The sequence below is a fragment of the Olsenella profusa F0195 genome (assembly GCF_000468755.1).
GTDB classification, from domain to species: Bacteria; Actinomycetota; Coriobacteriia; order Coriobacteriales; family Atopobiaceae; genus Olsenella_F; species Olsenella_F profusa.
Genome location: NZ_AWEZ01000037.1, coordinates 14,670 through 35,200, shown reverse-complemented (window position 1 = coordinate 35,200; position 20,531 = coordinate 14,670). Strand labels below are relative to the sequence as shown.

Below are 20,531 nucleotides of genomic sequence, written 5' to 3'. Positions count from 1 at the left end.
TGCATGCCGTGCGAGCCTCCCGCAGACATGGGAAGGGCGGCCGCATGGTGGCTGTGACACCGAGAGAAGAGGATGGGAACATGGCAGAGACTTACACGTTCACCGTCAACGGCACGAAGGTGTCGACTCAAAAGAACAAGCGACTCCTGCGCTTCCTGCGTGATGACCTGCACCTGACATCCGTGAAGGACGGGTGCAGCGAGGGGGCGTGTGGAACCTGTACCGTTGCCATAGATGGCGTCGCCAAGAGGGGCTGCGTCATCTCCACCAAGCAGCTTCAGGGATGCGAAGTCCTTACCGTCGAGGGGCTCACGCACGACGAGCGGGAGGCCTTTGTCTATGCCTTCGGCACGGTGGGTGCCGTACAGTGCGGGTTCTGCACCCCGGGAATGGTCATGAGCGGGTCGGCCCTCTTGCGCAGGAACCCCAGCCCCACCGAGGACGAGGTCAAGCAGGCCATCAAGGGAAACATCTGTCGCTGCACCGGTTACAAGAAGATCATCGAGGGCATCTTGCTGGCCGCTAGGATCCTGCGTGGCGAGGAGGCCATTGACGGGTCCCTCGAGCGTGGTGACGACTATGGTGTGGGCAAGCGGGCCTTTCGGGCGGATGTGCGCTGCAAGGTGTTGGGCACGGGCAAGTATCCTGATGATTACAACGAGCTCGACTTTCCGGACATGTGTCACGCCTCGGCCGTTCGATCCACATATCCTCGCGCTCGTGTCCTGTCCGTCGATGTGAGTGAGGCCGAGGAGCTTCCCGGCGTCGTGGGCGTGCTCACGGCCAAGGACGTTCCCGTCAACCAGGTGGGGCACCTTATCCAGGACTGGGACGTCTTCATTGCCGAGGGAGACATCACGCGCTGTGTGGGCGACGCCATCTGTCTCGTGGTCGCCAAGGATGAGGGGACGCTTGAGCGGGCTAAGAGGCTTGTGAAGGTAGCGTATGAGCCCCTCGAGCCCGTGCGAGGCATCGCAGAGGCCAAGGCTCAGGGGGCACCGCTCATCCACGACAGCTTCCTTGCCTTTGGCAAGATCGTGCAATTGCACGATAACGTGTGTCAGAGTCGTCATGTGACACGCGGGGATGCGAAGGTGGCGCTGGCACACTCCGCTCACGTCGTGACCAAATCGTTCAAGACGCCCTTCACGGAGCACGCCTTCCTGGAGCCCGAGTGCGCCATAGCCTTCCCCTACGAGGACGGCGTCAAAATCATCAGCTCCGACCAGGGGGCCTACGACACGCGCAAGGAGGTTGCCCACATGTTGGGCTGGGATGACACCCCAGAGCGTGTGGTGGTCGAGACCGCGCTGGTGGGCGGCGGCTTCGGAGGTAAGGAGGACGTCACGGTGCAGCACGTGGCCGCCCTAGCGGCCCTGCGCTTTGGCTGCACCATCAAGTGTAAGCTGAGCCGTCAGGAATCCATCAACTTCCACCCCAAGCGCCATGCCATGGAGGCCACATTTACGCTTGGCTGCGACGAGGATGGCATTCTCACTGGCCTAGATTGCGAAATCAACTTTGATACCGGTGCCTATGCCTCGCTGTGCGGCCCCGTGTTGGAGCGCGCCTGCACCCATGCCGTAGGCCCCTACAAGTATCAGAACACGGACATCAGGGGCTTTGGCTACTATACCAACAACCCGCCTGCCGGTGCGTTCAGGGGCTTTGGCGTATGTCAGAGCGAGTTTGCCCTCGAGTGCCTCATGGACCTGCTTGCGGACGAGGTGGGCATCAGCACCTGGGAGATGCGTTATCGCAATGCGATCGAGCCGGGTGACGCCCTGCCCAACGGTCAGCTTGCCGATGAGTCGACGGCCCTCAAGGAGACCCTCATGGCGGTGAAGGACGCCTATGAGCGGAACGCTGACAGGTGCGGTATCTCCTGCGCCATGAAGAACGCGGGCGTGGGCGTTGGCCTGCCCGACGCCGGACGCTGTACGCTTCGGGTCGAACACGGCCATGTGGTGATCTATTCGGCCACGTCCGACGTCGGACAAGGCTGCAACACCATCTTCCTGCAGGACGTCGCGGAGGCCGTGGGACTGCCCAGATCCCTCATTGAGAATGGCGAGTGCTCCACGGAGTATGCTCCAGACTCGGGGACGACCTCGGGCTCGCGACAGACCGTCATTACGGGGGAGTCCGTGCGTGGGGCAGCCTTCCTGCTGCGTGACGCCATGCTTGCCTACGAGCGGGACGGGACACTTCCCGTGACGCCCCTGCGTGCGAAGGGGAATGGCATCAGGGCGACGCTTGAGGATGGTACACCCGTGTCGGCCGACCCCGATGAGCTCATTGCCGGCAGGGGGCACCATCCCATGCGTCCTGTGGAGGACCTTGCCGCCCTCGAGGGCCGTGAGTTCTTCTACGAGTACTTTGAGCCCACGGATAGGCTGGGGGCCGACAAGCCCAATCCCAAGAGCCACATCTGCTATGCCTATGCCACCACGGTTGCCGTGCTCGATGAGGATGGCAAGGTGAGCGACGTGTATGCGGCGCATGACTCCGGCAAGGTGGTAAACCCCACCGCCATCCAAGGCCAGATCGAGGGCGGCGTGCTCATGAGCATGGGCTATGCGCTCACGGAGGACTTCGTGCTCAAGGACTGTGTCCCCAAGGTGCGCTTTGGCACGTTGGGACTGCTTCGGGCCACGCAGATCCCCAACATCCATGCCATCTATGTGGAGGGGGAGCACCTGCTGCCTGTGGCATACGGTGGCAAGGGCATTGGAGAGATCTCCTCGATTCCCACTGCCGGCGCACTACAGAACGCCTACAGGCGCCTTGATGGCCGGCTGCGCACCGAGCTGCCCCTGCGCGATACGCCCTACGCAAAGAGGTCCCGCAGGGCGGTGTCATAGATGGCGTGGTGGCAGGCATATGCAGGCAACGTGCGACCGTCTCATGCGTGTGCCTGTACGAACGGATTATGCCCCGCTTCAGGGGATGCAAGGCAGAGTGCTCTGTAGGCACCAATCGCAAGGCCACAAGTGCCTGGCAGGAAAGGATGTAGACATGAGACCACGCATGGAATGGGCCATGAACAGGATGCCCGGCAGTGGGGACACGAGACTTGCCATCATGGACTTGGGCAGCGTAAGAGAGGCTCAGCGCTTCCACAGGAGCTTCCCGCAGTACTCAGAGACGCCTCTGGCGAGATTGACGGGCATGGCGGAGCACCTGGGATTGGGTGGGCTCTATGTGAAGGACGAGAGCTACCGCTTTGGCCTCAATGCCTTTAAGGTGCTGGGTGGCTCGTTTGCTATGGCACGCTACATCGCTGACGAGACGGGCAGGGACATAGGCGAATGTGACTTCGGCTACCTGACGTCCGGCCAGCTGGCACAGGACTTTGGTCGTGCCACCTTCTTTACGGCAACGGATGGCAACCATGGCCGTGGGGTGGCATGGGCGGCGCATAGGCTGGGTCAGAGGGCAGTGGTGCGCATGCCCAGAGGATCGACAAGGGCACGTTTCGACAACATCGCCAAGGAGGGCGCCGAGGTTACAATCGAGGAGCTCAACTACGACGACTGCGTGCGCCTCGTCGCACAGGAGGCGGGCGAGACGGAGCATGGTGTCGTCGTGCAGGACACCGCCTGGGACGGATACGAGAGGATTCCGTCTTGGATCATGCAGGGGTATGGCACCATGTCCAGTGAGGCGGCCGAACAGCTGAGGCAGCTTGGGGTCAATCGTCCCACCCACGTGTTCGTGCAGGCGGGCGTGGGGTCGCTCGCGGGCTCCGTCGTCGGCTACTTCACGAACCTCTTCCCGGATGACCCTCCCACATTCGTGACCATGGAGGCAAGTGCGGCAGACTGCCTCTATCAGGGTGCACGGGCCGCCGATGGCAAGCCACGCACCGTGGGAGGAGACCTCAGCACCATCATGGCCGGCCTTGCCTGCGGCGAGCCCAACACGATCAGTTGGGACATTCTGCGTAACCACGTCTCCGCGTTTCTCTCCTGCCCAGACTGGTCGTCTGCCAAGGGTATGCGCATGCTTGCCGCGCCCGTCAAAGGGGATCCTGCCATCACGTCGGGCGAGTCTGGTGCCGTGGGCATGGGTATGATCGCCACCATCATGCAGGATGATGCCTACGTCGAGCTGCGTGAGGAGCTCGGGTTGGGCCTCAGGTCCCAGGTGCTGCTGTTCTCCACGGAGGGCGACACCGACCCTGTCCGCTACCGCGAGGTTGTGTGGGACGGGGCCTACGCAAGTGAGTAGGTCTGGGAGGGGGCACGACGGGCTGGGCTGCAGGGAGCCTTTACAGCCCGCTCCCTCCGAGGACGCGAGCCACTTACTGGTGGCTGCGCCTGGCAACTGCCCCCAACACACGAGAGAGGATCGGCATGAGTGAAAAGAAGATGCGGAAGGTGGCCGACGATGCTACCGGTCAGCTGTTTTGGCAAGATGGCAAGCCACCGGCGAGGCTCTTCGTCCCCCTCGCGTTGCAGCATGTTATCGCCGCCATTGTGGGCATCATTACACCGGCCATCATCGTTGGCTCCGCGTGCAGCCTGCCGGCGGATGAACGTACGCTGCTCATTCAGTCCGCCATGCTGTTTTCGGGCATCGTGACGCTGCTGCAGGCGCATCCCGTCTTTGGCCGCATTGGCTCGGGACTGCCTGTCATTACGGGAGCCTCCTTCGCGTTCGTTCCTGTGCTTAACACCATTGGTGGCACGTATGGCATTGCCGCCATCATTGGGGCCCAGTTTATGGGTGGCTTTGTGGCCATACTGTTTGGCGTGTTCCTCAGACAGATCAAGCGTCTCTTCCCACCCGTGGTCACGGGCACGGTGGTCTTTTGCATCGGGCTGTCGCTCTACTCCGTGGCTGTTGGCTACATGGCAGGAGGAACGGGCAGCCCCGACTTCGGTAGCGCCCAAAACTGGGTTGTCGCCCTGGTCACGCTGGTGTGCTGCATCATCTTCGGCAATTTTGGCAAGGGTGTGCTCAGGCTTGGCTCCCTGCTGTTTGGCATGCTCGTAGGCTATGCGCTGTCGTTTGCCCTCGGCATGGTGAACTTTGGTGGCCTAGGAGACGCCTCCTGGGTAGCGCTGCCCAAGGTCCTTCCCTTTGGCATCGAGTTTCAGCCGGATGCCCTGGTCTCCCTCGGCGCAGTGTTCATCATTGCCGCCGTCGAGATGATCGGCGACTTCTCTGCCGTTGCCAACGGTGCGCTTGGTCGCGAGGCAAGGCTGGGGGAGATTCGCGGCGGCATCCTCTGTGAGGGCATTGCCTCAACGATAGGCGCCCTGTTTGGTGGTCTGCCCACGGCCACGTTCGCCCAGAACGTCGGCATCGCCACGGTGACCAAGGTCGTCAACAGGCGCGTCTTCGCCTGCGCGGCGGGCATCCTCATCGCATGTGGCCTCATTCCCAAGTTCGCCGCCCTGCTGGACACTATCCCCATGTGCGTCATTGGCGGCGCAACGATCTCCGTCTTTGGCACCATCACCATGACGGGCATCAGGATTCTCACGAAGGGTGGGCTTACCGACCGTCGTGCGAGCATTGCTGGCCTGTCCGTCGCTCTGGGCATGGGCATCTCCATGGTCAAGGGGTCGCTAGGAGGTGCCGACATGCCCCCTTGGGTCACGAGCATCTTTGGCGGATCTGCCATCGTCGTCACCACGCTCGTGGCCATCACTCTCAACCTCGTACTGCCAGACCCCAACGGTGAGCGTGGTGCAGATGTCAGGGAAGAGGAGGAGCTGGGTGCGAAGTAGATCCCCATGCGGTCTGTGTGGCGTGCCCCTTGCAAGGCCCAAGGCGGGCGCTGCCGGACCCTACATGCCGCCCTGCCGTTAGGGACCTGCCGTTCGGGGCGCAAGGCGAGCCGCTCAGGGCAATGCCAGGGAGTTCTCCTGTAACGCTTGAATCTGCCCTGCGTAAGGCGCATGATGCATATACCAAACAAAAAGTTTGTATTAATACTTTTAGTATGGGACGTCTTGAGGAGGACCCAATGAAGGAACTCGACTACGACAAGATCAAGGAAGCGGCTCGTGCCTACAACGCGGACATGACCGCGTTCCTGCGCACCATGATCTCCCACCCCAGCGAGTCCTGCGAGGAGGGCGACGTCGTGGCCTGCATCAAGGCCGAGATGGAGAAGCTCGGCTTCGATGAGGTCAAGGTCGATGGCCTTGGCAACGTGATGGGCTTCATGGGCACGGGCGACAAGATCATCGCCATCGACGGCCACATCGACACCGTGGGCATCGGCAACCGTGACAACTGGGACTTCGACCCCTATGAGGGCTTCGAGGACGACCAGCTCATCGGTGGCCGTGGCGGCTCCGACCAGGAGGGCGGCGTCGCAGCTGCCACGTACGCGGCAAAGATGATGAAGGACATGGACCTCATCCCCGAGGGCTACAAGATCATGGTCGTGGGCACCGTCCAGGAGGAGGACTGCGACGGCATGTGCTGGCAGTACATCTACAACAAGGACGGCATCAAGCCCGAGTTCGTCATCTCCACCGAGCCCACCGACGGTGGCATCTACCGTGGTCACCGTGGCCGCATGGAGATTCGCGTGGACGTGAAGGGCGTCTCCTGCCATGGGTCTGCCCCCGAGCGCGGCGACAACGCCATCTACAAGATGGCCGACATCGTGAACGACGTCCGCGCCCTCAACAACAACGGCGCAGACGAGTCCACCTCCATCAGGGGCCTCGCCAAGATGCTCGGCCCCAAGTACAACCCCGACCACTACGAGGACGCGCGCTTCCTGGGCCGCGGCACCTGCACCGTCTCCCAGATCTTCTACACCAGCCCCTCGCGCTGCGCCGTGGCCGACTCCTGTGCCATCTCCATCGACCGTCGCATGACCGCTGGCGAGACCTACGAGTCCTGCCTCGAGGAGGTTCGCAACCTGCCTGCCGTCAAGAAGTACGGCGAGGACGTGAAGGTCTCCATGTACATGTACGACCGTCCCAGCTGGACCGGCGAGGTCTACGAGACCGAGGCCTACTTCCCCACGTGGATCAACAAGGAGAGTGCGCCCCACGTCAAGGCGCTCGTCGACGCGCACGAGGCCCTCTTTGGCGACAAGCGCATCGGCTGCCCCAAGTCCATGGACAAGCGCGAGGGCAGGCCCCTGTGCGACAAGTGGACCTTCTCCACGAACTGCGTGTCCATCCAGGGCCGCTATGGCATCCCGTGCGTGGGCTTTGGCCCCGGCGCCGAGTCCCAGGCCCACGCCCCCAACGAGGTCACCTACAGGCAGGACCTCTCCACCTGCGCAGCCCTCTACGTTGCGGCCGTGAACCTCTACGACCCCAGCCAGGCCACCGATGACGCCACCGAGTATCGCGGCACCCTGACGGGCAACGACATCAAGTAAGCAGGCACCTCAGAAACACAGACCGTGCGGTCACTGGGAAGGCCACCTCGCTCGCATCCAAAGAAGGGGAAACGAATGGACTCCACGTTCCGGAACTACCTCGGCCAGCTCGAGGAGCTCGACCATTCCAAGATGTACAACAATGACTTCCTGCACACCTGGGACAAGACCACCAACGAGCTTCGTGCGCTCTACCTGGTCGCCGATGCCCTGCGCAACCTGCGCGAGCGCAACGTCTCCACGCGCATCTTCGACTCGGGCCTTGCGGTCTCCAACTTCCGCGACAACTCCACGCGCACGCGCTTCTCGTTTGCCTCGGGCACCAACATGCTGGGCCTTCAGCTCCAGGACCTCGACGAGTCCAAGTCGCAGATCGCTCACGGTGAGACCGTGCGCGAGACCGCCACGATGATCAGCTTCATGGCCGATGTCATCGGCATCCGCGACGACAAGTTCATCGGCGAGGGCGACGCGTACATGAAGGAGGTCTCCGAGTCCGTGGCGCAGTCCTACGCCGACGGCATCCTCGATCACCGTCCCACGCTCGTCTCGCTGCAGTCCGACTCCGACCACCCCACGCAGTCCTCGGCCGACCTGCTCTATCTCATCAACGAGTTTGGTGGGCTCGACAACCTCAAGGACAAGAAGGTTGCCGTCACCTGGGCCTATAGCCCCTCATACGGCAAGCCCCTCTCCTGCCCGCAGTCGCTCATCATGCTGCTCACCCGCTTTGGCATGAACGTCACCCTGGCACACCCCGAGGGCTACGACCTCATGCCCGAGCTGGTCAAGCAGGCTGGCGCCTACGCCAAGGAGTCTGGTGCCACGTTCACCCAGGCCCACTCCATGGAGGAGGCCTTCGAGGGCGCCGACATCGTGGTTCCCAAGAGCTGGGCTCCCTACGCGGCCATGGAGAAGCGCACCAAGCTCTATGCTGCCGGTGACTCCGAGGGCATCGACGTCCTGGAGAAGGAGCTTCTCGCCCAGAACGCCACGCACATGGATTGGCACTGCACGTCCGAGCTCATGTCCAAGACCGCAAAGGGCATGGACACCATCTACATGCACCCGCTGCCGGCCGACATCGAGGGCGTCTCCTGCGAGCATGGCGAGGTTGTGAGCGAGGTCTTTGACGTCCACCGCGATGGCCTGTACAAGGAGGCCAGCTACAAGCCGTACGCCGTGGCAGCAATGATCTTCCTGCAGAAGGCAAAGGACCCCGTTGCCATGCTCAAGGAGCTCGAGCAGCGCGGCCGCAGCCGTTGGGCGAGGGCGTAGGCATCATGGGACGAAGAGTCGTGGTCGCCTTGGGCGGCAACGCCCTGGGCGACAATCTTCCCGAGCAGATGGAGGCGGTGCGGGGCACCGCCAAGGCCATCGCCGACCTTGTGCAGGCGGGCAATGAGGTCGTCGTCGTGCATGGCAACGGTCCGCAGGTGGGCATGATCCAGGAGGCCATGACGCAGCTCACGCGTTTTGACCCCAAGCGCTACATTCCGTGCCCGCTCTCTGTGTGCGTTGCCATGAGCCAAGGATACATAGGCTATGATCTGCAGAATGCCATCCGCGAGGAGTTCGAGGACCGTGGCATCGACCATGGCGTGACGACGGTGCTGAGTCAGGTTGAGGTCGATCGCGATGACCCCGCCTTCCAAAACCCCACAAAGCCCATTGGCCCCTTCATGACAGAGGAGGAGGCCGAGCGTATGGTGGAGGAGCGTGGCTACCACGTGACGGAGGATGCGGGGCGTGGATATCGCCGTGTGGTGGCATCACCCCTTCCACGCTCCATCGTGGAGCTTGATACCATCCGCTCGTTGGTTGCGGCCGATCATGTGGCCATTGCCTGTGGTGGAGGAGGCGTTCCCGTGTATCGCACGGAGGGACATCACCTCAAGGGTGCCGCCGCGGTCATCGACAAGGATTTTGTGGCGGCGCGCCTTGCCGAGCAGATGGATGCCCAGGCGCTCGTCATCCTCACGGCGGTGGAGAAGGTTGCGATTCACTTTGGCATGCCCGATGAGCAGTGGCTTGACGAGCTGGGACCCGAGGAGGCTCGGCGCTATATTGATGACGGGGAGTTTGCTCCCGGCTCCATGCTCCCCAAGGTGCAGGCGGCACTCGAGTTCGCGTGCTCCGGCGCCGGGAGGTCTGCCCTCATAACCGAGTTGAGCCGTGCCGCAGACGGCATGGCGGGAAAGACCGGGACGAGGGTGCACGGATAGGCCGTGCGGGGCCGTGGTCTGAGGCTCCGCGGGAGAGAGAGGTGCCGTGACGCCGCGAACGGTCGCATACCTCATGGATTCGCAAGGGAACCGTGCCTTTGGGCCCGGCCCCTACCGGCTTCTTGCTGCCGTGCACACTGAGGGCAGCCTTGCCGCCGCAGCCCGGTTCCTGGGTATGAGCTATACCAAGGCACTGCACATCCTCAGGCGTGCGGAGGCGGGCGCGGCCACGCCCCTGCTCGTGCGCCGAACGGGAGGCGAGGCGGGGGGCAGCTCGACGCTCACGGAGGCGGGGGAGGCCCTTCTTGCCCGTTACCATCTGTGGAGCGATGCCGTCGCTGCCGAGGGGGCACGTCTTAAGGGCATCGCCTTTGCGGGCTTGGACGAGACGCCACGCCTGGGCTGCGTGGTCATGGCCTCGGGACAGGCCCGACGCTTTGGCAGGCAGAAGCTCCTGGAACCGCTCGGAGGCAAGCCCATGCTCGAGCATACGCTCGATGCCCTTGCCGATGCGCGTCTCGAGACGGTCGTGGTCACGCGTTCGCGAGCGGTCGTCGCTCTGTGCGGAGGCCGCGGCGCGTGGTGCGTCATACACGGGGGCGCGTTCCAGAGCGACACGGTGCGCGAGGGCATGCGGGCACTGGGGAGGCGGACGGGCTACCTCTTTGTGGTGGGCGACCAACCACTGCTTGCGCGCCAGAGCGTTGCCCGCATGCTTGACGAGCATGCCCACCATCCCGATGCCATCATCCGCCTGTCCTGGCAGGGGGAGGCGGGAAGTCCCGTGCTCTTTCCTGGGTGGCTGTCTCCCGCCCTCTCCGCACTTTCGGGGGACTGCGGGGGCCTTGCGCTCCTGAGAGAGAACCCCGTCCTCTGCCATCTGGTGCGCACCGTTGAGGCGGCGAGCCCCGAGGAGCTATGGGACATAGACACACCAGAGGGCCTTGCGCGCGTTGATGCCGTGTGCGGAGGGGATGCAGCTTGTGGCTCGGGCACGGGCAGTCGACTTCAAGGGGATGAGTGACATGGGGACAGGTGCACGGACCGTGATACGCGGAGGCACCCTTGTGCTGCCGGATGGGCTGGCCATGGGTGACCTCATCCTGGAGGGTGACAGGATTGCCGCCGTCGCTCCCGGTGGTGTGCCCGAGGGGGCGCTCGCGGGCATGAGCTGCCAGGATGTGAGCGGCTGCTGGGTGTTCCCCGGCCTCATCGATGCGCACACCCACATGCAGGCCTGGACGGGCATGGACTGGACGGCCGACAGCTTTGAGACGGGTACGCGCGCCGCCGCCTGCGGTGGCACTACCACCATCGTGGACTATGCCACGCAGGACAAGGGCATGACCATGCCCCAGGCGCTGGAGGAGTGGCACAGGCGCGCCGATGGCACCTGTACGACCAACTATGCCTTCCACATGGCCGTTGCAGACTGGAACGAACGGACCAAAGACGACCTTCCCGGCATCCGCGAGGCGGGCGTGAGCTCCTTCAAGACGTACCTTGCCTACGATCACCTGCGCCTGGATGACGCCCAGACGCTCGAGGTGCTTGAGGGACTCGCCCCTCTGGGCGCTACGCTCTGCGTGCATTGCGAGAACGGGACGCTGGTGGATGCCCTGCAGAGACGCGTGTTCGATGCGGGCGTCCATGGCCCCGAAGGACATCCCATGAGCAGGCCGGATGTCTGTGAGGCCGAGGCCATCGGACGCCTGCTCATGCTGGCCCACCTTGCGGGAGATGCCCGTGTGAACGTGGTGCACCTCTCCACGAGGCTGGGGCTTGAGGTCATCCGGTCAGCAAGGCGGCGGGGCCAAAGGAACATCTACGTGGAGACCTGTCCGCAGTACCTGCTGCTGGATGAGACGCGCTATCTGGAGCCGGACTTTGGTGGGGCCAAGTACGTCATGAGTCCCCCACTGCGCAAGCCAGCGGATCGTGCGACGCTGCGCGCAGCCATAGCTGCGGGCGAGATTGACACCATATCCACCGACCACTGCTCCTTTAACCTGTGCGGGCAGAAGGATCGTGGCAGGGATGACTTTCGCAGGATCCCCAACGGCATCCCTGGCGTGGAGCATCGCCCTGGGCTTATCGCCACGAGCTTTGCGGACGAGCTTGGCCCTCGCGAGCTCCTGAGGCTCCTGTCCGAGAACCAGGCGCGCGTGTTCGGCATGTTTCCGCGGAAGGGCATCCTTGCCGTGGGCTCCGATGCCGATGTCTGCGTATGGGATCCGTGTCAGGAGTGGGTCATCGGTGCGAAGACCCAACACCAGAACGTGGACCACACGCCCTATGAGGGCGTCAGGTGCAGGGGTAGGGCTCACCTAGTGTATGTGAACGGCGTACTCGTTGCCCGGGATGGCGAGCCCACGGGCTCCGTGCCCGGTACCTACGTCAAGAGATAGGGGGCGTTTGGCGTCCCCTGTCACGTCTGGCGCCTCTGGCAGGGAGGCAGGTCGTACATACGGGCATGCTCCTGTCTTTCAGGAGCGCTGTGAGCTCGCGTGCAAGCTGGGACGCCAGCGCGTGGTCCCGCGGCGTGTCGCACTGGTTGAGCAACAGGACGTCTGGCCGCATGATGCCATGCTCCAGCTCCCAGGCGATGCCTTGGGCGACGAGCGCCGGGGTGGCGATGGCATCCTGCGGAACCGCGAGGCGTCCGCACAGCAGCTCGTGGCGATGCACGACCTCGTCAAGGGGACGTCCGAGCCCCGAGATGCCGACGACGAGAACCGTGCGTCCCGTATCGGGTGGGCAGACGGGCTCCCAGTCCGCATGCGCCTTGAGGGGCAGCCTGTGCGACCCGTCCGCCTCCACGAGCACGTAGGTTGCACAGCGCGCAAGCGTGCCAAAGTCCAGACATGGTGCGGTGAGCCTGCCGGACTCCGTGGGCGTCCCCACACAGGCGCACCGGGAGCGCTTGAGGGCGTCGCGGACGTCGCGCTCGGAGGGGTGCGTAAGAAGCGGCATGCCCGCAAAGGGCAGGATGTGAGTTGATGTGGCAAGGATGACCGTCCCCGGCAGCTCGCGTGCGAGGGCGTCCAAGAGCGCAGTCTTGCCACCGCTACCGACCACAGACGTAATGCCAGGCACCACTTGCAGCATTTCATGTAATTTCATTAGGTAGCCTTACTAAAAGTCTTGTATAGTGCACGCGTGTCCGTCGTTATGTTTCAGAAAATATGACGCCGGTACGGCGCCATACGAGACTGCATGAAGACTGTAGCAAGAATGCGTTCGATTGGTGGGGAGGGATTCGACATGCTGGCTGTCATCAGGGGAGCGGGGGACCTTGCCTCGGGCATAGCACTACGGCTGCAGAGGGCGGAATGTGACGTCATCATGCTCGATATGGCCCTTCCCACGGCCGTGCGTCGCACGGTGAGCTTCTGCGAGGCCATCCGACTGGGCGAGACGCATGTGGAGGACGTTTGCGGCAGGCTCTGCATATGCGTCGAGGAGGCGCGCACGATTGCCGCCCAGGGCATCGTCGCCGTGCTCGTCGACCCCGAGGGGGAGAGCATCGCCCGCCTTGCGCCCGACGTCGTGGTGGATGCCATCATTGCCAAGCGCAACCTGGGGACCAGCAAGGAGATGGCGCCCATTGTCATTGGGGTGGGTCCCGGCTTCCTTGCGGGTGAGGGCCCCGATGCGGACTGCCATGCCGCCGTCGAGACCAAACGTGGCCATCACCTTGGTCGCGTCATCTACGACGGGTCGCCCATCCCCAACTCGGGTGTGCCAGGCGACATAGGCGGGTATACGGTCGAGCGTGTGCTCCGGGCTCCCGTGGATGGCACCCTCAAGCCCGTCGCCCACATTGGCGATGTCGTGCGCAGGGGGGATGTCATTGCCTCGGTGGCGGGAGCGCCGCTGCCCGCGACGATTGGTGGGGTGCTGCGGGGGCTCCTGCAGGAGGGCGTGCCCGTCACCTGTGGCATGAAGGTGGGTGACATCGACCCGCGTTGCAGGCCGGATCACTGTCACTCCTGTTCCGACAAGGCGCGTGCCATCGGCGGTGGCGTGCTGGAGGCGCTTCTGCACTTCTCGGGACGGCTCAGGGGGTAGTGTGGCACGGGAGGGCGGATGGCCTTGCGGACGGGCGGTCCCTCCATCGAGGTTTGGGATCGGGTACCGATGTCGTGCAGGGCCATGGGAGGAACGTATGGCGCGGCGGCAGGCATGGGTGCCTATGACATGGAGGGAGTGGGCTTTGTGAGGGAGGATTCACATGGGACGATGCGCGACACGTACTTTGTGGGGCGGCTGGTGGATGAGCTCGGGCAGGGACGTCCGGTCGTGCTTGCGAGCGTGCTGGCAACGAGGGGGTCAAGCCCGCGCCCCGCTGGCGCCCGAATGGCACTGCTCCCCGATGGCGTGTGGCTGGGCACGATAGGTGGCGGCCCTGTCGAGCGGGTCGTCCAGGAACGCTGCGTCGGCATGCTGGCAGGCAGGGAGCACGGCTCGCTCGAGTGGTTCACGCACGCCAAGACGGGCACGGCCTGTGGGGGCGATGCGTTGGTGGGCATGCGCATGCTTGACCCATCCGTGGACGGCGACGTGCTGTCGCGCATGCATGACGGCCTGTCCCGGGGAAGATCCCTGCTTCTGAGCGAGGAGTGGGGAGACGCTACGGCACCGCGCATGACGCTGGGGACGTACGGCGGGCAGGGGGCCATGGGCGGTGTGGCGCTCCCGACGACGCCCACATGGGACGAGGCGACTCGGGCCTATCGTGAGCCGTTGACCGTCGATCCCACCGCCTATGTCTTCGGCGGCGGGCACATTGGCCAGAAGCTCTGTCCGGTGCTGGCGAGCGTCGGCTTCAGTGTCGTCATCTTTGATGACCGCGCTGACATGGCCGTCCCCGAGCTCTTCCCCCAAGCGCGGGGCGTCGTGTGCGGCGACTTCCACCACATCGCAGAGAAGGTGGACATTGCCCGCAACGACTATGCCGTGGTGATGACCCACGGGCATGTCGCGGACATAGACGTCCTGGAACAGTTGGCGCATGCGCGACCCGCCTACGTGGGCTGCATTGGGAGTCGTCGCAAGGCGGCCCTTGTCCGGGACGCCCTGGTGCGGCGTGGCGTGGAGCGCGCATGGGCGGACGATGTGAGGCTGCCCATCGGAGAGGACATTCTTGCCGTCACGCCAGGGGAGATCGCCGTGTCGATTGCCGCGCAGATGATTCGCTGTCGCGCGGGGCTCAGGCCTGGGGACGGGCACTCCCACAGCTCCCAGGCCCCAACGGCCACTGCGTAGCGGAGGGGGGCCCCGCGCGTCTCAAGTGCGCGAGACGCCATGTCGTAAGCGCGTTTTGAGTGGAGTTCGAGGGATGGACACGACTGGGTGAGGGGCATTCATGATGACACACGCTTTCAGTGTGGATAGGCGCGACTGCGTTGCCCTGAGCGTGGGCGCGGGGAACCCCAGAGACATAGGGGGGTTCGCGGGCATGGCCGCCCGGTTGCAGGCGGGGGCTCGTGCTTGCCATGGGCGACGCCAATGTGCCCGTAGGCCAGTACACGCAGAGGATCCTCGCGCACCTCGGCCTCGATGAGACGGTCCTTGCGCGGGGGCCGCATCGCCTACGGCTCCAATGTCAAGGAGGGTGCCACCCAGGTGTCCGAGGGTCTGGCGGATTGTGGCATCATCTATCGAACCGATGCCGTCTCCTCCCAGCTGACCGTGGTGGACGAGGCCACCGAGGAGATGTGCGGTCGTGTCATCTGCCCCGCGTCGTGTCAGGTGCTTGAGGGTGCAGGATATGTGGTCATCGACTTCCGCATGGTGCCTGACGGGCCCGCGCCGATCGAGGACGTCCTGCGTGTTGAGGTCACGGATGATGTGGTCCTCGTGCTGATTGACGGGCGGTACGGGGTTCTCTCCCCCTGATGTGACACCCGAGGCGACGCTGGCTGTGTGCGAGCGTCTGGCCCCTGGCATACCAGAGGCCATGCGTGCCGCATCGATGGCCATCACGCGCACGGCTGCCTCTCGCGTGGGACGGCTGACCTCGCGGGCCGCACGCTTGTGATAAACCTGCTGGGCAGTTCCAAGGCTGCCTGCGAGGACACCCGGGTCGTGCTCGGTGCCATCGGCTGCGGCCTGCGCATGCTGCGGGGTGGTCCGGTGGATTGTGCGGTGCGCTCGGGTCGCGACGGTCAGCCGTGCGTGTAGCTGTGCGCCGCATGCAGCATGTTGACCTCTGCGAGCTCGAGCTTGCCGTCGATGTAGGGCTGGTACATGGCTTCGAGGGAGCCGATGCCCATGCTGCAGCCGCTGCACTGGTCGCAGCCGGTGTCATCCCCGCACGAGAGTCCCTGCCGCACGATCTGCCTGCGCTCCTCGCGCGTGGTGTCCTTGATGAGCGTGCTCTGCATAGGTCCGCCGTCCCCTCGGCTTGTTCCCTTGAGGTGAGTGTACCCATTGGGCCATCCGGCACCGGGACGCATGCCGCCGCCCTACGCACCGATGCGTGACAGGACGTCCGCCTTGTAGCCGGCGAAGTTCTTGGCGTTGCCCGTGGTGGTGGCAATCTCCTCCATGGTGGCAAGGACCGTACGGGCATCCTTCGTGTGGCCGTCCCGGATGAGTGCCTCCACTACGAGCTGAGAGAACTGGAGGCGCAGGTCGGGGTCGTGGGCGCCCCTGTTCCACGTGGTGTAGGACCGTACCAGCTCGCGTGCATCATGCGACGCGGCATAGCGCTTGATGATGGGGTTCACCGTCCTCTCGGCGTCATTGTTCTCGCGCCGCCAGCGATCCTCCTGTGCCTTGCGGAAGAGGTAGAACACGATGATGGCCAGGATGATGGCCGTGAAGATGCCGGTGTAGACGTCGTTCATGTGCAGGAGCGAGCGCAGGATGAAGGCGATGCCAAAGATGCCGAGGAACATGAGGAGGGTGAGGAAGAGCTGTCCCTTGAAGTCGACCTTCTCGCGTGGCGTGCTCGCCGTCGTTTTCTTTGCCACGATGCCTCCCTGCTCGCGTGGTACCGAACGAGCGTAGCATATGCCCTCCTCGAGCGAGGTGCAGGCCCTATGCGAAATAGGCCACGCCGCCCTCGAAGAGGGGCTGGAAGTGGTTGCCCGACACGTTCTTGAAGGTTCCTGCAGTTGAGCGCTCGGTGTGGCCCATCTTGCCCAGCACGCGTCCGTCGGGGCTGGTGATGCCCTCGATGGCACGCAGCGACCCATTGGGGTTGACGGCGAGGTCCTGGGAGGGTCGACCGGCGTCGTCCACGTACTGCGTGGCAACCTGGCCATTGGCCACGAGCTCGTCGAGCAGCGTCCGGGGCGCCATGAGGCGTCCCTCGCCGTGGCTGATGGCGATGGAGTGCACGTCGCCCACCTCGCACCGTGAGAGCCAGGGCGAGAGGGTGGAGGCGATGCGCGTGCTCACGAGTCGGCTCTGGTGCCGGCCGATGGTGTTGAACGTGAGCGTGGCGCACTCGTCCGTCATGTCCACGATGTCGCCATAGGGCACGAGGCCCAGCTTGACCAGAGCCTGAAAGCCATTGCAGATGCCCAGCATGAGGCCATCACGTGCCTGGAGCAGGTCGCGCACGGCCTCGGTGACGGCGGGCGCGCGGAAGAAGGCCGTGATGAACTTGGCGGAGCCATCAGGCTCGTCACCACCGGAGAAGCCGCCGGGAATCATGATGATCTGGCTCTTCTGAACCTCCCCCACGAAGGCCTTGGTGCTCTCGACCACCGCAGCGGGCGTGAGGTTGTTGACGATGAAGGTCGTGACCTCGGCTCCCACACGCTCGAAGGCCGCCGCGGAATCGTACTCGCAGTTGTTGCCGGGGAACACGGGAATGACCACGCGCGGCCTGGCCGTCCTGACGGCGGGCGCCCTGCGCGCGACGCCCCGTCCCAGGGCATCGAAGCTCACGGGCTCGACGTCCTCGCCCCGCCCACGGTAGGGGAAGACCGACTCGATGCCGGACTCCCACGCCTCCTGGAGCTCGGTGAGGTCGATGACCTCGCGTCCAGCCCACATCCGGTACTCGGCGGAGGTCCCACCCAGGAAGGTGGCGATGACGCCAGGGCGGTCGACGGGGATGAAGGTCCCCTCGTCCACCTCGATGACGAAGCTGCCATAGGCGAGCCTGAAGAGGATGGAGGAATCGACGTCGTTTGCCAGGCCAAAGCCGATGCGGTTGCCCACGGCACTCTTGAAGAGCTGCTCGGCGAGGCAGCCATAGCCCGGCGTGGAGATGGCGCGCAGCACGCCATAGCCAAGGTGCTCTTGGATGAAGTCGAGCACCTTGAGGAAGCTCGCAGGCTCGGGCGTGATGCCATCCGCCTGGTATGCGGGCCGGATGAGCCAGAGCTTGCTGTCCGTGCACTTGAACTCGGGCGAGGCGATGCGGTCGAGTGCGCCCAGGCCCGTGGCGATGGAGACGAGCGTGGGTGGGACGTCGAGGTCCTCGAAGGAGCCGGACATGGAATCCTTGCCACCGATGGAACCGATGCCCAGGTCGAGCTGGGCCATGAGTGCACCCAGGACGGCGGCCGTGGGCTTGCCCCAGCGTTCGGGGACGTCACGCAGCCGCTCGAAGTACTCTTGGAACGTGAGGTACATGGACCTGCGGTCGATGCCGGCAGCGGCCAGCTTGGCCACGGACTCCACGACGGAGAGGTAGGCGCCCGTGAATTGGTTCTCGCTCATGAGGTAGGGGTTGAAGCCCCAGGCCATGCCGGAGACCGTGGTGGTCTCGCCGGGGACGGGGAGCTTGGCGACCATGGCCATGGGAGGCGTGAGCTGGTACCTCCCACCGAAGGGCATGAGCACGGTCGCCGCGCCGATGGTGGAGTCGAAGCGTTCGGCGAGGCCCTTGTTGGAGGCCACGTTGAGGTCGCTCACGACGGAGCGCATCCTCTGGGCGATGGTGTCACCCCGCCATGTGGGCTCGTAGGTGCCCTGCGCGAGCACATGGACGTCCTGGTGCTTGGACGCTCCGTTGGAGGAGAGGAACTCACGGCTCACGTCGCAGATGGTGGCTCCGCCCCACGACATGCGCAGGCGCGGCTCTGCGGTGACCTCGGCGACCACGGTGGCCTCGAGGTTCTCCTCATGCGCATAGCGCATGAACTCGTCCACGTCTGTGGGGTCGAGCGCCACGGCCATGCGCTCCTGCGACTCGCTGATGGCCAGCTCGGTGCCATCCAGCCCCTCGTACTTCTTGGGGACCCTGTCGAGGTCGATGGAAAGGCCGTCGGCCAGCTCGCCGATGGCCACGCTCACGCCGCCGGCGCCGAAGTCGTTGCAGCGCTTGATGAGCCTGCAGGCATCCTCGCGACGGAACAGCCGCTGGAGCTTGCGCTCGGTGGGGGCGTTGCCCTTCTGCACCTCGGCCCCGTCCTTCGCGAGGGACTCCACGTTGTGGGCCTTGGAGGAGCCGGTGGCCCCGCCGATGCCGTCGCGGCCGGTGCGGCCACCCAAAAGGATGATCCTGTCGCCGGGAGCGGGACGCTCGCGGCGCACGTGGCGGGCGGGCGTGGCGCCCACGACGGCGCCGATCTCCATGCGCTTGGCCACGTAGCCGGGGTGATAGAGCTCGCTCACCTGACCCGTGGCCAGGCCGACCTGGTTGCCGTAGCTTGAGTAGCCCATCGCGGCCGTGCGCACGAGCTTGCGCTGGGGGAGCTTGCCGGGGAGCGTCTGGGAGACGGGCACCGTGGGGTCTGCCGCGCCGGTCACGCGCATGGCCTGGTACACATAGCTGCGGCCACTGAGCGGGTCGCGGATGGCGCCGCCGATGCAGGTGGCCGCACCACCGAAGGGCTCGATCTCGGTGGGGTGGTTGTGCGTCTCGTTCTTGAAGAGGAAGAGCCAGTCCTCGTCGTGTCCGTTGACGTCCACCCTGCACTTGACGGTGCAGGCGTTGATCTCCTCGGACTCGTCCAGTCTCCTGAGAGTGCCCTTCCTCTTGAGGTATTTGGCGCCTATGGTTCCCATGTCCATGAGGCAGACGGGCCTCTGATCGCGCCCCAGCTCATGGCGTACGGCGAGGTAGCGCTCGAAGGCCCCTCCGACCAGGGAATCGTCGATGCGCACGTGCTCAAGCTGGGTACCGAAGGTGGTGTGGCGGCAATGGTCCGACCAGTAGGTGTCAATCATCCTGATCTCGGTGATCGTCGGGTCGCGTTGCTCATCCTTGAAGTAGCGCTGGCAGAAGGTGACGTCCGCGAGGTCCATGGCCAGCCCGTGCTCGCCGATGAAGGCCTTGAGCTGCCTCTTGGTGAGCGTGCGGAAGCCCGTGATGGTCTCCACCGCCTCGGGCGTGGGGTAGGCCACCCTGAGCGTCCTGCGCGTGGCGAGCGATGCCTCGCGCGCCTCCACGGGGTTGATGACGTAGCGCTTGATGGCCTCGACGTCCTGTGTGGAGAGGTCGCCCGTGAGGTAGTAGAGCCTTGCGGAGGCGACGGCGGGGCGCTCGCCTTGGCTGATGAGCTGGATGCACTCGCTGGCGGAGTCCGCGCGCTGGTCAAACTGGCCGGGAAGGAACTCGACGGCAAAGACCCTGGCGCCCGCGCCCGCGGCGGGGCGACGCGTGGTGGCCACGTCGGACTGTGGTTCGCTGAAGACGGTTGGCACGCACCGCTCGAACAGCTCCCTGGTGATGCCCTCGACGTCATAGCGATTGATGATGCGCAGTCCCTCGAGCCCCCTGATGCCAAGGGTGTGACGCAGCTCGTGTGCCAGCTGTTGCGACTCGACGTCAAAACCCGGCTTCTTCTCTACGTAGACGCGTGAGACCATGGCGTGCCCTCCGGTGAGCGGCGATTGCGCGTACACGCCCATGATACGACCGCCCAGGTCACCTGTGCCGCGTGTACCCATAATTAATCAGCCACCGGAAGCTACGGTGAGGGTGTCGCCAGCGTGTACGTTTCCGTTGGGTGAGCCAGTCGCCATCTGTGGAA

At 64.5% G+C, this 20,531-nt stretch carries 17 protein-coding genes; 13 read left to right on the top strand and 4 right to left on the bottom strand.

Translation table 11 applies throughout. The features are described from left to right. Nucleotides 1-80: 80 nt before the first annotated feature. The 8 genes from xdh (at nucleotide 81) to hydA (ending at nucleotide 11,996) form a co-directional block, all read left to right on the top strand. Nucleotides 81-2,864 carry a selenium-dependent xanthine dehydrogenase gene (xdh, locus tag HMPREF1316_RS04440; protein ID WP_040651386.1) on the top strand — a complete coding sequence of 928 codons (2,784 nt, stop codon included), beginning with the start codon at nucleotides 81-83 and terminating at the stop codon, nucleotides 2,862-2,864. A 154-nt stretch (nucleotides 2,865-3,018) separates the two neighbouring features. Continuing rightward, complete coding sequence (dpaL, locus tag HMPREF1316_RS04435) at nucleotides 3,019-4,233, top strand: diaminopropionate ammonia-lyase (protein ID WP_021725733.1); 1,215 nt, start codon at nucleotides 3,019-3,021, stop codon at nucleotides 4,231-4,233. A 125-nt stretch (nucleotides 4,234-4,358) separates the two neighbouring features. Next, nucleotides 4,359-5,741, top strand: a complete 1,383-nt coding sequence (locus HMPREF1316_RS04430) for a uracil-xanthine permease family protein (protein ID WP_021725729.1) — start codon at nucleotides 4,359-4,361, stop codon at nucleotides 5,739-5,741. Nucleotides 5,742-5,980: 239 nt separating this feature from the next. Further along, nucleotides 5,981-7,363, top strand: coding sequence for a YgeY family selenium metabolism-linked hydrolase (locus HMPREF1316_RS04425; protein WP_021725754.1), 1,383 nt, complete (start codon nucleotides 5,981-5,983; stop codon nucleotides 7,361-7,363). Between the two features lie 75 nt (nucleotides 7,364-7,438). Continuing rightward, nucleotides 7,439-8,641 carry a knotted carbamoyltransferase YgeW gene (gene ygeW / locus HMPREF1316_RS04420; protein ID WP_021725735.1) on the top strand — a complete coding sequence of 401 codons (1,203 nt, stop codon included), beginning with the start codon at nucleotides 7,439-7,441 and terminating at the stop codon, nucleotides 8,639-8,641. A gap of 5 nt (nucleotides 8,642-8,646) precedes the next feature. After that, entirely contained in the window at nucleotides 8,647-9,588 is a 942-nt protein-coding gene (gene arcC / locus HMPREF1316_RS04415; protein WP_040651400.1) for a carbamate kinase, read from the top strand. A gap of 73 nt (nucleotides 9,589-9,661) precedes the next feature. Further along, nucleotides 9,662-10,612, top strand: a complete 951-nt coding sequence (locus tag HMPREF1316_RS13145; RefSeq protein ID WP_198009583.1) for an NTP transferase domain-containing protein — start codon at nucleotides 9,662-9,664, stop codon at nucleotides 10,610-10,612. 1 nt (nucleotide 10,613) lies between these two features. Then, nucleotides 10,614-11,996, top strand: a complete 1,383-nt coding sequence (hydA, locus tag HMPREF1316_RS04405) for a dihydropyrimidinase (RefSeq protein ID WP_021725755.1) — start codon at nucleotides 10,614-10,616, stop codon at nucleotides 11,994-11,996. Here hydA and yqeC read toward each other — a convergent pair. Next, nucleotides 11,986-12,684, bottom strand: a complete 699-nt coding sequence (gene yqeC, locus HMPREF1316_RS04400) for a selenium cofactor biosynthesis protein YqeC (protein ID WP_232204439.1) — start codon at nucleotides 12,682-12,684, stop codon at nucleotides 11,986-11,988. The two genes, hydA and yqeC, sit on opposite strands and share 11 nt — an antisense overlap. A 168-nt stretch (nucleotides 12,685-12,852) precedes the next feature. On the opposite strand from yqeC, the gene yqeB reads away from it, so the two are divergent. The 5 genes from yqeB (at nucleotide 12,853) to HMPREF1316_RS14670 (ending at nucleotide 15,774) form a co-directional block, all read left to right on the top strand. Next, nucleotides 12,853-13,659 carry a selenium-dependent molybdenum cofactor biosynthesis protein YqeB gene (gene yqeB / locus HMPREF1316_RS04395; protein ID WP_040651383.1) on the top strand — a complete coding sequence of 269 codons (807 nt, stop codon included), beginning with the start codon at nucleotides 12,853-12,855 and terminating at the stop codon, nucleotides 13,657-13,659. Nucleotides 13,660-13,743: 84 nt separating this feature from the next. Next, complete coding sequence (locus HMPREF1316_RS04390; RefSeq protein WP_232204438.1) at nucleotides 13,744-14,856, top strand: XdhC family protein; 1,113 nt, start codon at nucleotides 13,744-13,746, stop codon at nucleotides 14,854-14,856. A 294-nt stretch (nucleotides 14,857-15,150) separates the two neighbouring features. Further along, nucleotides 15,151-15,489 (top strand): type 2 periplasmic-binding domain-containing protein, encoded by a 339-nt coding sequence (locus tag HMPREF1316_RS14375; RefSeq protein ID WP_198009582.1) that lies wholly within the window; start codon nucleotides 15,151-15,153, stop codon nucleotides 15,487-15,489. Between the two features lies 1 nt (nucleotide 15,490). Continuing rightward, nucleotides 15,491-15,631 carry a molybdopterin-binding domain-containing protein gene (locus HMPREF1316_RS14675; protein ID WP_332248161.1) on the top strand — a complete coding sequence of 47 codons (141 nt, stop codon included), beginning with the start codon at nucleotides 15,491-15,493 and terminating at the stop codon, nucleotides 15,629-15,631. Beyond that, nucleotides 15,628-15,774 carry a hypothetical protein gene (locus HMPREF1316_RS14670; RefSeq protein ID WP_232204434.1) on the top strand — a complete coding sequence of 49 codons (147 nt, stop codon included), beginning with the start codon at nucleotides 15,628-15,630 and terminating at the stop codon, nucleotides 15,772-15,774. Before HMPREF1316_RS14675 ends, HMPREF1316_RS14670 begins: the two co-directional genes overlap by 4 nt. Here the strand turns inward: HMPREF1316_RS14670 and HMPREF1316_RS04375 are convergent. From HMPREF1316_RS04375 to HMPREF1316_RS04365, 3 genes are all read right to left on the bottom strand, one after another. Then, entirely contained in the window at nucleotides 15,759-15,977 is a 219-nt protein-coding gene (locus HMPREF1316_RS04375) for a hypothetical protein (protein ID WP_021725708.1), read from the bottom strand. The genes HMPREF1316_RS14670 and HMPREF1316_RS04375 overlap by 16 nt on opposite strands. Nucleotides 15,978-16,058: 81 nt before the next feature. Then, the gene (locus HMPREF1316_RS04370) at nucleotides 16,059-16,568 is read right to left on the bottom strand and encodes a hypothetical protein (RefSeq protein WP_021725753.1); all 510 of its coding nucleotides are present in this window, start codon (nucleotides 16,566-16,568) and stop codon (nucleotides 16,059-16,061) included. Nucleotides 16,569-16,635: 67 nt separating this feature from the next. Continuing rightward, a complete protein-coding gene (locus HMPREF1316_RS04365; RefSeq protein ID WP_021725712.1) occupies nucleotides 16,636-20,367 on the bottom strand; it encodes a phosphoribosylformylglycinamidine synthase in 3,732 nt (1,243 codons plus the stop codon). Between the last annotated feature and the right edge of the window lie 164 nt (nucleotides 20,368-20,531).

Coding starts and splice junctions, on each gene's coding strand:
- xdh (WP_040651386.1), top strand. CDS start 81: ATGGCAGAGACTTACACGTTCACCGTCAACGGCACGAAGGTGTCGACT.
- dpaL (WP_021725733.1), top strand. CDS start 3,019: ATGAGACCACGCATGGAATGGGCCATGAACAGGATGCCCGGCAGTGGG.
- HMPREF1316_RS04430 (WP_021725729.1), top strand. CDS start 4,359: ATGAGTGAAAAGAAGATGCGGAAGGTGGCCGACGATGCTACCGGTCAG.
- HMPREF1316_RS04425 (WP_021725754.1), top strand. CDS start 5,981: ATGAAGGAACTCGACTACGACAAGATCAAGGAAGCGGCTCGTGCCTAC.
- ygeW (WP_021725735.1), top strand. CDS start 7,439: ATGGACTCCACGTTCCGGAACTACCTCGGCCAGCTCGAGGAGCTCGAC.
- arcC (WP_040651400.1), top strand. CDS start 8,647: ATGGGACGAAGAGTCGTGGTCGCCTTGGGCGGCAACGCCCTGGGCGAC.
- HMPREF1316_RS13145 (WP_198009583.1), top strand. CDS start 9,662: ATGGATTCGCAAGGGAACCGTGCCTTTGGGCCCGGCCCCTACCGGCTT.
- hydA (WP_021725755.1), top strand. CDS start 10,614: ATGGGGACAGGTGCACGGACCGTGATACGCGGAGGCACCCTTGTGCTG.
- yqeB (WP_040651383.1), top strand. CDS start 12,853: ATGCTGGCTGTCATCAGGGGAGCGGGGGACCTTGCCTCGGGCATAGCA.
- HMPREF1316_RS04390 (WP_232204438.1), top strand. CDS start 13,744: ATGGGAGGAACGTATGGCGCGGCGGCAGGCATGGGTGCCTATGACATG.
- HMPREF1316_RS14375 (WP_198009582.1), top strand. CDS start 15,151: ATGAGACGGTCCTTGCGCGGGGGCCGCATCGCCTACGGCTCCAATGTC.
- HMPREF1316_RS04375 (WP_021725708.1), bottom strand. CDS start 15,977: ATGCAGAGCACGCTCATCAAGGACACCACGCGCGAGGAGCGCAGGCAG.
- HMPREF1316_RS04365 (WP_021725712.1), bottom strand. CDS start 20,367: ATGGTCTCACGCGTCTACGTAGAGAAGAAGCCGGGTTTTGACGTCGAG.